This window comes from Mesorhizobium sp. M0244 (assembly GCF_040321795.1).
Taxonomy (GTDB): domain Bacteria; phylum Pseudomonadota; class Alphaproteobacteria; order Rhizobiales; family Rhizobiaceae; genus Mesorhizobium.
The window spans coordinates 427,105-437,235 of record NZ_JAMYSE010000001.1 but is presented as its reverse complement, the minus strand read 5'-3'; the positions used below and the strand labels follow the sequence as shown (position 1 = coordinate 437,235).

Here is a 10,131-nt window from a genome sequence, read left to right as displayed (position 1 = left end):
GGCGCGGGGGCGCGTTTCTTTTTATTAGAGACTGGCCTACCGGCCACACGGGCGTCCTGCGCGGGGGGGGGGGGCGGCGCGCGGCGCGCCGCGCGCGGCTTTCCGGTCTACCGGCCGGAGCACTGGGCCTTCGCCGGGACCGGCATCTACTATGGCGACCTGCTTGGCGCCGACAGCCACGTCTATGGCTATGAGGTCGACGGGCTCGATTTCGAGATCCGCGGCGGCCTGCCCTATCCCACGCCCGACAGCGGCGCACCGGAAGGCCTGCAGGTGCTCGCGGTCGGCATGGCGAGCCAGGTCGAGGAAAGCGCCGACATTCCATTCGCAGACCAGTTCCTCGGCGACGAGGACGGACGCTTCACCGCCGAAACGCTGTTCGGCGAGGCGAGCGACGCCAATCTCGACAAGATCAAACGCGGCAACGGCATGATCGTCAATTTCCAGCGCGGCAGAGGCGAGGTGTTTCACGCCGGAAGCTGCGAATGGGTTGCCGGCCTGCTAAGGCAGGACGCGATGGTCGAGCGCGTCACCAGAAATGTCCTCGACCGCTATCTTGGAAAGCCATGACATGTTGAAGTCCCCTGTCCCGGAAGCCCGCGAAGCCTCGCATCTGTTTTATCTGTCCAGCCTGCGCCGGCCGCTGATCGATCGCGCCGAAGGCATCTACATGTGGACGCAGGACGGCCGCCGTTTCATCGACGGATCGAGCGGGCCGATGGTCGCCAATATCGGCCATTCCAACCGCAACGTGCTCGATGCCATGAAGCGGCAGATGGACCGCGCCACCTTCGCCTACCGCCTGCATTTCGAAAACGAACCGGCCGAGGAGCTCGCGCGGCAATTGGCCGCCAAGCTCCCAGAAGGCATGGACCGCATCTTCTTCGTCTCGGGCGGCTCGGAAGCGACGGAATCCTGCATCAAACTGGCGCGGCAATGGGCAGTTGCCACCGGCCAGGCCAGCCGCTGGAAGGTGATCACGCGCTTTCCTTCCTATCATGGCGGCACGCTTGGTGCGCTCGCCGTCACCGGCGACGATGCCCTGGCTGAAACCTTTGCGCCGATGATGCAGGTCATGCCGACCGTGCCGGCGCCTGCCGCCTGGCGCGACCGCGACAATCTTTCGATGGAACAGCGCGGCATCCGCTACGCCGACATGCTGGAGGAACAGATCCTCGCCGAGGGGCCGCAAAGCGTGCTCGCCTTCATCATGGAACCGGTCGGCGGCGCTGCGACGGCAGCACTGGTGGCGCCGGACAGCTATTATCCGCGCATCCGCGAAATCTGCGACCGCTACGGCATCCTGCTCATCCATGACGAAGTGATGAGCGGTGTCGGCCGCACCGGAAAATTCCTCGGCGGCGACCATTGGAACTGCAAACCAGACATCGTCGCGCTGTCGAAGGGGCTGGGCTCGGGCTACGCGCCGCTTGGCGCGCTGGCGGCGCCGATGCGGCTGGTGCAGCCGCTGCTCACATCCGGCGGCTTCCAGCACGGCCACACCTATGCCGGAAACCCGCTGGCCTGCGCCGCCGGCCTTGCGGTGCTCGGCGAGATGGACCGTCTCGGCCTGATCGCCAATGCGGCTGACATGGGCGACCTTTTGATGGACGAGCTGAAGGGATTGGCGAAGCGGTTTCCATTCATCGCCGACGTGCGCGGCAAGGGCCTGCTCACCGGTGCCGAGATGGTTGCCGATCCCGACACACTGCGGCCGATCGAACCGGCAAAGAAAGCCACCCAGCGCCTGCTCGACCTCGCCTATGAGCGCGGCCTGATCATCTATGGACGCAAGGTCAAGGGCGGCGTCGACGGCGACAATTTCATGGTGGCGCCGCCGATGATCGTCACCGCCGAGCAGATCGGCGAGATCGTATCCATCATCGGCGACTCGCTCGAGGTGCTGGCCGGCGAGCTCGACCTGCCGGTCGAAGGCTGAGAGGCGAGCCATGGCGCCGCGAAAAGTCATCATCACCTGCGCCGTCACCGGGTCGGTGCACACGCCATCGATGTCGCCGCATCTGCCGGTGACACCGGACCAGATCGCCTCAGAGGCGATCGCCGCCGCCGAAGCCGGCGCTTCGATCCTGCATCTTCACGCTCGCGATCCCAAGGATGGGCGGCCGACCGCCGACCCTGATGTGTTCATGCAGTTCCTGCCGCGCATCAAGCAGGCGACCGACGCGGTGATCAACATCACCACCGGCGGCTCGTCGCTGATGACGCTCGACCAGCGGTTGGCCGCCCCGCTCAGGGCCGAGCCGGAAATGTGCTCGCTCAACATGGGCTCGATGAATTTCGCGCTGTTCCCGATGCTCGACCGTCCGCGGGAGTGGCAGCACGAATGGGAGCCGAAACTGCTCGAGGCCACCCGCGACACGATCTTCAAGAACACCTTTGCCGACATGGAGACGGTGCTCGACAGACTGGGCAAGGGTTGCGGTACGCGCTTCGAATTCGAATGCTACGATGTCGGCCATCTCTACTCGCTGGCGCATTTCCGGGACCGCGGGCTGGTATCGGGACCATTGTTCATCCAGTTCGTGTTCGGCATCCTCGGTGGCATCGGCGCCGATCCCGAAAACCTGATCCATATGAAGCGCATCGCCGACAAACTGTTCGGCGACAGCTACCAATTTTCGGTGCTGGCCGCCGGACGCCACCAGATGCCGATGATCTCGATTGCGGCGGCGATGGGCGGCAATGTCCGCGTCGGGCTGGAGGACAGCCTCTACGACGGGCGCCAACTGGCCAAGTCCAATGCCGACCAGGTCCGCCGTATCCGCAGCGTGCTCGACGGGCTGTCGCTGGAGGTCGCCACGCCCGCCGAGGCGCGGCAGATGCTGGCGCTCAAGGGTGGTGACCGGGTGGCGTTCTGAGATGCGGCCGTGACAATGACCAATCCACCGTCAAAAGACATTGTCATCCGGCCCGGCACCGTCGAGGACGTCGAGACCATCCACGCCGCACTCCTGCGGCTCGGCACCCACATCGGCGCGCATCAGGAGATCACCACGACGGTAGAAGACCTCCGCACCTATGGCTTTGGCGAGAAGCCTGCCTTCTCGACCCTGATCGCCGAAGTCGGTGGCGAGTTTGCCGGGCTCTGCCTCTATTTTCCGATCTTCTCGACGTGGATGGGACGGCCCGGCGTCTATGTGCAGGATCTCTATGTCGAGGACCGGTTTCGCGGCCGCAGGATCGGCGAGCGCCTGCTGCGCCGGGTCGCGGCGCAATGCCGGAAGGCCGGCGGCGTCTATCTCAGGCTCTCCGTCGACACCGACAACGAGACCGCCAAGGCTTTTTACGAACGGTTGGGCATTGCCTGGTCGAGCTACGAGCAGGTGCAGAAGATCGTCGGCGATGCCTTTTTCGCCTTCGCTGATGCACCGGAGGAGCCAACATGAAAGCCTTCTATGCCGAAGAACAGAAGCGCCACGACCCGAAGGCGTTCCTCTCCAGCGGCGCGCCGCAGCCCAACCCGGAAAAGCCGGAACGGGTCGAGCGATTGTTAGCCGGCGCAAAGGCTGCCGGCTGCACGATCGAACGGCCGCGGGATCATGGGCTCGGGCCGATTGCCGCGGTGCATACGCCGGAATATCTCGATTTCCTCCAGCATGTCTTCGCCCGCTGGCAGCGCATCGAGGGCGCCTCGGCCGAGGTCATCCCCAACATCCATCCGATCGCGCGGAACGGCTCCTATCCGGCCTCGGCCGTCGGCCAAGCCGGCTACCACATGGCCGACACCGCCTGCCCGATCTCAGGCGAGACGTGGGAGAGCGCGCTGTGGAGCGCCTGGAGCGCGATTGAAGCGGCCGAGGCGGTGATGTCGGGCGCGCCGGCCGCCTATGCGCTGTGCCGTCCGCCCGGCCATCATGCCTTTGCCGATGTCGCCGGCGGCTTCTGCTTCATCAATAATTCGGCGGTCGCCGCACAGGCTCTGCGCAAGCAGGCGGCGCGGGTGGCGATCCTCGATGTCGACCTGCACCACGGCAACGGCACGCAAGGCATCTTCTATGCCCGCCCGGACGTGCTCACCGTGTCGCTGCATGCCGACCCGGTGCGCTTCTATCCGTTCTTCTGGGGCCATGCCGACGAGCGCGGCGAAGGCGCCGGCCTCGGCTACAATCTCAACCTGCCGCTGGCGCGCAAATCCGGCGATGCCGCGTTCCTCGAAGCACTGACGGCGGCGTTCCAGCGCATCAACGCCTTCTCGCCAGATGCGCTTGTGGTGGCACTGGGGCTCGACGCCTTCGAGGGCGATCCGTTCGGTGGGTTGTCGGTGACCACGCCCGGTTTCTCGCGCATCGGCGAGGCCATCACCGGGCTCAGCCTGCCGACGGTCATCGTCCAGGAAGGCGGCTATCTCTGCGACGAGCTCGGCGACAATCTAACCGCCTTCCTCACCGGTTTTGGCAGCGCCCACAAGCGATGATCCGCCCCGCGAGGCTGCGTCAGGATCGTTCCTGCCTCAGCATGGCGATGACGCGATGCACGCTCGCCAGCGTCTCGTCGATCTCGGCTGAAGTGTTGTAATGAGCGATGCCGATGCGCACCACACCCTGCTCGGCCGGAATGCCGAGCTGGCGCACGATCTCCCAGGCGTAGTTGTGGCCGGACCAGAGGAAGATGTTTTCGGCATTCATCTGCCGCACGATCGTCTCAGGCACGATGCCCTCGACAGTGAACGACACCGTCGGCACGCGCTCATTGATCCGCTTCGGATCGATGATGCCGTGGATGGTCAGGCCCGCAATATCCGACAAGCCATCGATCAGCTGTAGCGCCAGCGGGTTTTCGTAAGCAATCGACACTTCGAATGCCTTGGTGATTTTCTGGCGGCGCGACGCTTGCGCGCCGGCTGCCGCGCCCAGCTCGGCAAAATAATCGACCGCGGCCGACAGGCCGGCCATCAGTTCGATCTGCGGCGTGCCGAGCTCCAAGCGCTCCGGCAGGGCACTGGACGAGCAGCGGCATTTGTACGGCTTCAGTGCATCGATGACGTCCAGCCTGCCCCATAATATCCCCATGTGCGGGCCGAAGAATTTATACGCCGAGCAGATCAGGAAATCGCAGCCGAGGCTTTGGACGTCGATCAGCCCATGCGGGGCAAACTGCACGGCATCGACATAGACCAGCGCACCGGCCTGTCTGGCGATGCGGGTCAACGACTTAACCCGGTTGATCGAGCCGGTGAGATTGCTGGCATAGTTGAGCGCGACGAGCCTCGTCCTCTCGGAAAGCAGCGCAGCAAGCGCTGCCTCCTCGACCTGCCAGCTCTGCTGGCCGAAGGGCAGCCAGCGCACGACGAGGCCAAGGTCTTCTGCCAGTTGCAGCCAGGGCGAGACGTTGCCCTCATGATCCATGCGGGTGAGGACGATCTCGTCGCCGGGCTTCATCGTGCGGCCGAGCGTTCGCGACATGTGGTAGGTCAGCGTCGTCATGTTGGCACCGATGACGATTTCCTGCGGACTTGCAGCACCCAGGAAATCGGCCATCGCCAGATGAGCCTCGTCGACGATTTCTTGTGCCGCAACGGTGGTCTCGAAGAAGCCGCCGAGATTGGCATTGGTGGCCAGCAAACAACCCGACACCGCGTCCGCCACCGCCTGCGGCACCTGCGTGCCGGCAGGATTGTCGAGATAGATGCGCCGGCGGCCCTTGTCGGTCAGCGACAATGCCGGAAACTTTTCGCGCACCGCGTCGATCCAAAAATCCATGGCCGTTCCCCTCCCCTTATAATGATCGGACAACCACGCCCCTCAAGGACACGGATTGCCGACGCGCTGGTGGATGGCATCGACCGCCTTCTGCATGTCCTCGGTCCAGACCACGGCGGCGGAAGAGAGCGCCATTTCGAGTTGCGGAATGGTAGTTGCTCCGATGATGTTCGAGGTGACGAAGGGCCGGCTCGAGACATAGGCGTTGGCAAACAGCGCCGGCTCCATGCCGAAAGCGCGCGCCAGCCGGTTGTATTCGAGCTGCACTTCCGCGGCGTTGGGCGTTTCATAACGCTGACCGCGGTTGAAGAGCTGCGAGCGCGAGCCCTGCGGCCGCGCGCTATGGTCATATTTGCCGGTCAGGTAGCCTTGCGCCAGCGGCGAATAGGCAAGCAGCGACACCTGCTCGCGCTCGCAGACTTCAGCGAGGTTCACCTCGAAGGTGCGGTTGACGAAATTATAGGCGTTCTGCAGCGAGGCGACGCGCGGGCCGACGCCCTTGTCGGTTTCGGCGATGAAACGCATGACGCCCCAGGAATTCTCATTCGACAGGCCGAAGTGGCGGATCTTGCCGGCCTTCACCAACTCGTCGAACACGCGAAGCGTCTCGGCGATTGGCGTCTCGCCGGCCGGCGCGCCGGCGGCATCGGCGCGTCGCGGCACGGCGCCGATACGATTTGGATTGGCACCCCATGGCACGTCGCGTTCCGGCCAATGGATCTGATAGAGATCGATGTAATCGGTGTTGAGCCTGGCCAGCGACTTTTCGACTGCGTCGAAGATGTCGGCGCGCACCAGCTTCGAGGGGCGGTCGCCGCGAAACCACGTATTGGCGGTGCGGCCGACCACTTTCGACGCGAGGATCACCTGACCGCGGTTGCGATTCGCCTTCATCCAGCTGCCGATGATTGTCTCGGTGCGGCCTTGGGTCTCCGCCTTGGGTGGGATCGGATAGAGCTCGGCGGTGTCGATGAAATTGACACCGCGCGCAAACGCCAGGTCCATCTGGGCATGACCGTCCGCCTCGGTGTTCTGCTGGCCCCAGGTCATCGAGCCGAGGCAGATCTGCGACACGAAAAGACCGGTCTGGCCGAGACGGCGTTTGTGCATGAAGTTTCTCCGGCGGGAATTTTTGCGCGGCTGCGCGAGGAGGAAGCAATAGCATACAGGAAAGCGTCGGCCGCTTCCAAGCCCGCCGGCGGCAGGCCAGGCGAGTTTCCGGGACGCCGGCGAACGGGGTTTATCCCTACGGCTAACAAAAAAGCCGGACTGCATTTTCATGCAGTCCGGAATTTCGCCAGGAATGGCGAGGAAAAACCGGCCAAGTGCCGGCACTGACGCATACGGTCGAAGCGCCGCAGAAGTTTCGCCGGAACAGCCGATTTATGTCAAAAAGATTGGGGCAGCATGGCTGCCATGCATATGCTGCACTGCACAAATTGTCGTGATCTGCCTATATTGGACGTCGTGGAGGTTCAATAAGGGCTTGAATCATGGGGTTCTTCACTGAAATGTTCGCCCGTCCGCGTCCTCGGGAACAGTTGCGCTATCGCGCGGCGCTGGCACTGCTCCATTCGATGAGCAATGCCGATCGCGCCAATATCGGCGTCAAGCCGGCCGATTTCCCGCGCATCGCCCGGGAAATGTCCCTGCGCTAGAGGCTGTTCCATCCCGTTAGAGTCGGGATGGGCTCTATCTTCCTGTTTGACCATGATCTTTTCCGAAAACCGGTTTCCACTTTTCGGGATCATGGTCCCGGTGCGGCCGGGATATCTCCTGAGCGAATCTCAACGCAATCCGAGGAAAATCGACTTGCCCAGCGGCACGCCGTTGTGGCGCAGGATGTCGTAGGCAGTGGTCAGGTGGAAATAGAAATTGGGCATGGCAGCGTGCAACAGATATTGCATCCCCGGCATCGAAACCTCGCGTCCCGCAAGCCTTAGTTCGACCATCCTGTCATCCGAGCCGTCGAACTCGGCCGCCGAAAATGTCGCGAGATGAGCCATCGTCTTGGCGATGCGCGCCTGCAGATCGGCGAAGCTTCCCTCATTGTCCTCATATTTGGGCACCTCGCGCCCGGCAAGCCGCGACGGTGCCCCCTTGGCGTGATCGGTGGCGATCTGCACCTGCCTGGTCAGCGCGAACATGTCGGGCGCCAGCCTCGACGTCAAAAACACCTGCGGGTCGATCTTGCGCTCAACCGCATTCTGCTCGGCAATGTCCAGCACGTTGGACAGCGCCTTCAGCCTGGCCGAAAACACCGGCACAGAAACCTCATACATTGATATGCTCACTGGGTCCTCCACGCGGCCCGACTGCCGACGGCGAGAGGTAGCGCTTTCGCAGGCGATTGTTCAAGCGTCACCACGTCGCCGCAATCGATATGGTAGGATTTTTCATCGAGTGGAGGTTCCCGATGAGACGCGCCCGTTTCGCAGCGACCGCTTTTCTTTCCATTGCCGTTACCTGCCAATCGGTGCTCGCCGCCGAGGCGCCCTATATCGACGACAGGTCGGATGCCGAAGCAGTCATCCGCTCGCTCTACAGCGCCATCAGCCGGCACGAATTCGCGCGCGCCTGGGACTATTTCGGCGACACCAAGCCGGCTAAGGATTTCAATAGCTTCGTCAAAGGCTATGACGGCACCGACACGGTCGAAGTCAAAACCGGTGGTGTGTCTGAAGACGGTGCCGCCGGCAGCATTTACTACAGCGTTCCCGTCGCCATCCGGGCGACGGCCAAGGACGGCAGCGAAAATGTCTTTGCCGGCTGCTATACGCTGCGCCAGATCAACGCCTCGATCCAGGAACCGCCATTTCGCCCGATCTTCATCGACAAGGGTGCACTGAAACCGTCAAAGGCCGATTTCGACGAGGCCGTGCCGGCAAGCTGTGGCGACGGACCGCCGCCGCCGAAGAAGGACGCAGCCCTTGAGCAGGCCAAGAAGGCCTTCGCAGCGACCTATGGCGAGCAATGCGACAAAGACATGCCCGGCGGCGATCCGCCTGGAGAGCCGGACGCCTACTCGCTCCGCTACAAGGATGCGGGTGCCGCCGATGACGAGCCCGAACGCGAGACGCGGCTGTTCCGCTTTTTCTGTTCGATGGCTGCGTACAATGAGAGCGCCGTCTACTACATTTACGACGACGTATCGGGCGTCCGGCAACTTCAATTCGCGTCACCGGAACTCGATATTCGTTATGAGAACAACAACAGCGAAGGCAAGGTCGAGGGCATCAACATCATCGGCTTCCAGACCGACGATCAGTTGGTCAACTCCGAATATGACGAGGCCACCAAAACGATTTCATCTTCGAACAAATGGCGCGGCGTTGGCGACGCCTCGTCGGCCGGCACCTACCTGTTTCGCCACGGCAATTTCTCGCTGGTGCAGTACGAGGTCGACGCGTCTTATGACGGCGAGATCAACCCGCAGACCGTGCTCGACTACAATACCGCACCTTAGGGAGTCTTCGACAGCATCCAATTGAGCGTGCCGCGCCAGTCGGTCATTCGGATCGGCGTGCCATGCGTACCAGTCTCGAAGCGGACGAAGCGGGTCGGGTAGGTTTTCGATTTGGCCAGAATCGATCGGAAGAAGGCTTCCTGTTTCTCGATTGGAAACACCGGATCCTTGCTGCCCTGGCCGAAGAAGACCGGCACACGGCGCTTGAATGCGGAGCTTGCGAAGAAACTCTCGTCCCATAATGAGCCGAGCAGCAGCAGACCGTCGATGCGCACGCCGGTGTCCTCGCGGGCGGCCAGCTTCCAGCACAACGCGCCGCCCATAGAGCCGCAGGTGACGAAGATTTTTGCGCGCGGCGACTGTTCGGCATAGTGGCCGATCAATGCGGCGATCTGGGCGGCACCGGTGTCGCCGAAATCGGAAAAGTCCGGCGACAGATAGAGGCCGCCATTACCGGCCATCAGGTTCTTGATGCGGTTGAAATTGCCGCCGAAAGTGAAATCGTCAGCACCCTGCTTACGGCTACCGCCCTGCCCGTGCAGATAGAGCACGATGATGCTGGCGCCCTCGGCCTTGCCGACGGCGATGTGGCGGACGTCACCGGCATCGGTCTTCAGCAACAAATCCTGCTGCACCTTGCGCACACCGGTATCGGTGTATTGCGCATGCACCCGGCGCTCAGGCACTTCGTCGCGGGCGTTGATATCGCGCAGCTCACGATAATCGATGACCGTATAGGCGCCGTTGCTCTCGGACGAAAGTGTGGCCGGATAGGCGAACAGATCGTCCTTGAAAGGTTTGAGTTCGAGAGCGCTGGCGTAAGCGGCAAAGGAGAACGAGAAGAATATCGAGATCAGAAGGGCTGGCAGGCCAGAGGAGGGTAACCGGACAGCGAAGCGGAAACGAAAAGCCATGCCCAAAGGCATGCGTTTTTCGGCTTCGGTT

11 protein-coding genes are annotated in these 10,131 nt (G+C 62.8%); 7 read left to right on the top strand and 4 right to left on the bottom strand.

Annotated features, from left to right (window positions below):
- The 5 genes from NKJ08_RS02240 to NKJ08_RS02220 form a co-directional block, all read left to right on the top strand.
- On the top strand, positions 1–570 hold a 570-nt coding region (locus NKJ08_RS02240), incomplete at its 5' end, for a N,N-dimethylformamidase beta subunit family domain-containing protein (protein ID WP_352781129.1).
- Position 571: 1 nt separating this feature from the next.
- The gene (locus NKJ08_RS02235; protein WP_352526592.1) at positions 572–1,939 is read left to right on the top strand and encodes an aminotransferase family protein; all 1,368 of its coding nucleotides are present in this window, start codon (positions 572–574) and stop codon (positions 1,937–1,939) included.
- A gap of 10 nt (positions 1,940–1,949) precedes the next feature.
- Positions 1,950–2,879: a 3,5-dioxohexanoate:acetyl-CoA acetone transferase gene (gene kce / locus NKJ08_RS02230; RefSeq protein WP_352526594.1), complete on the top strand. Its 930-nt coding sequence runs from the start codon at positions 1,950–1,952 to the stop codon at positions 2,877–2,879.
- Positions 2,880–2,894: 15 nt separating this feature from the next.
- The gene (locus NKJ08_RS02225) at positions 2,895–3,407 is read left to right on the top strand and encodes a GNAT family N-acetyltransferase (RefSeq protein ID WP_352526596.1); all 513 of its coding nucleotides are present in this window, start codon (positions 2,895–2,897) and stop codon (positions 3,405–3,407) included.
- On the top strand, positions 3,404–4,435 hold the full coding sequence (locus NKJ08_RS02220; protein ID WP_352526598.1) for a histone deacetylase family protein: 1,032 nt from the start codon (positions 3,404–3,406) through the stop codon (positions 4,433–4,435). The genes NKJ08_RS02225 and NKJ08_RS02220 overlap by 4 nt, the downstream gene beginning before the upstream one ends.
- A gap of 19 nt (positions 4,436–4,454) precedes the next feature.
- Here the strand turns inward: NKJ08_RS02220 and NKJ08_RS02215 are convergent, their stop codons facing one another.
- Positions 4,455–5,720, bottom strand: coding sequence for a cysteine desulfurase-like protein (locus NKJ08_RS02215; RefSeq protein WP_352526599.1), 1,266 nt, complete (start codon positions 5,718–5,720; stop codon positions 4,455–4,457).
- Between the two features lie 42 nt (positions 5,721–5,762).
- Complete coding sequence (locus NKJ08_RS02210; RefSeq protein WP_352526600.1) at positions 5,763–6,830, bottom strand: aldo/keto reductase; 1,068 nt, start codon at positions 6,828–6,830, stop codon at positions 5,763–5,765.
- A gap of 383 nt (positions 6,831–7,213) precedes the next feature.
- On the opposite strand from NKJ08_RS02210, the gene NKJ08_RS02205 reads away from it, so the two are divergent.
- On the top strand, positions 7,214–7,378 hold the full coding sequence (locus NKJ08_RS02205; RefSeq protein ID WP_352526601.1) for a hypothetical protein: 165 nt from the start codon (positions 7,214–7,216) through the stop codon (positions 7,376–7,378).
- Positions 7,379–7,507: 129 nt separating this feature from the next.
- Here NKJ08_RS02205 and NKJ08_RS02200 read toward each other — a convergent pair whose 3' ends face one another.
- A complete protein-coding gene (locus NKJ08_RS02200; protein WP_352526602.1) occupies positions 7,508–8,014 on the bottom strand; it encodes a DUF1993 domain-containing protein in 507 nt (168 codons plus the stop codon).
- A 122-nt stretch (positions 8,015–8,136) separates the two neighbouring features.
- On the opposite strand from NKJ08_RS02200, the gene NKJ08_RS02195 reads away from it, so the two are divergent.
- Complete coding sequence (locus NKJ08_RS02195; RefSeq protein ID WP_352526603.1) at positions 8,137–9,186, top strand: DUF1176 domain-containing protein; 1,050 nt, start codon at positions 8,137–8,139, stop codon at positions 9,184–9,186.
- On the opposite strand, the gene NKJ08_RS02190 is transcribed toward NKJ08_RS02195, so the two are convergent.
- Positions 9,183–10,100 carry an alpha/beta hydrolase family protein gene (locus tag NKJ08_RS02190; protein WP_352526604.1) on the bottom strand — a complete coding sequence of 306 codons (918 nt, stop codon included), beginning with the start codon at positions 10,098–10,100 and terminating at the stop codon, positions 9,183–9,185. The two genes, NKJ08_RS02195 and NKJ08_RS02190, sit on opposite strands and share 4 nt — an antisense overlap.
- Positions 10,101–10,131: the final 31 nt, after the last annotated feature.

Excerpts from the sequence above, each read along its gene's own strand:
- NKJ08_RS02235 (WP_352526592.1), top strand. The coding sequence starts at position 572 with ATGTTGAAGTCCCCTGTCCCGGAAGCCCGCGAAGCCTCGCATCTGTTT.
- kce (WP_352526594.1), top strand. The coding sequence starts at position 1,950 with ATGGCGCCGCGAAAAGTCATCATCACCTGCGCCGTCACCGGGTCGGTG.
- NKJ08_RS02225 (WP_352526596.1), top strand. The coding sequence starts at position 2,895 with ATGACCAATCCACCGTCAAAAGACATTGTCATCCGGCCCGGCACCGTC.
- NKJ08_RS02220 (WP_352526598.1), top strand. The coding sequence starts at position 3,404 with ATGAAAGCCTTCTATGCCGAAGAACAGAAGCGCCACGACCCGAAGGCG.
- NKJ08_RS02215 (WP_352526599.1), bottom strand. The coding sequence starts at position 5,720 with ATGGATTTTTGGATCGACGCGGTGCGCGAAAAGTTTCCGGCATTGTCG.
- NKJ08_RS02210 (WP_352526600.1), bottom strand. The coding sequence starts at position 6,830 with ATGCACAAACGCCGTCTCGGCCAGACCGGTCTTTTCGTGTCGCAGATC.
- NKJ08_RS02205 (WP_352526601.1), top strand. The coding sequence starts at position 7,214 with ATGGGGTTCTTCACTGAAATGTTCGCCCGTCCGCGTCCTCGGGAACAG.
- NKJ08_RS02195 (WP_352526603.1), top strand. The coding sequence starts at position 8,137 with ATGAGACGCGCCCGTTTCGCAGCGACCGCTTTTCTTTCCATTGCCGTT.
- NKJ08_RS02190 (WP_352526604.1), bottom strand. The coding sequence starts at position 10,100 with ATGGCTTTTCGTTTCCGCTTCGCTGTCCGGTTACCCTCCTCTGGCCTG.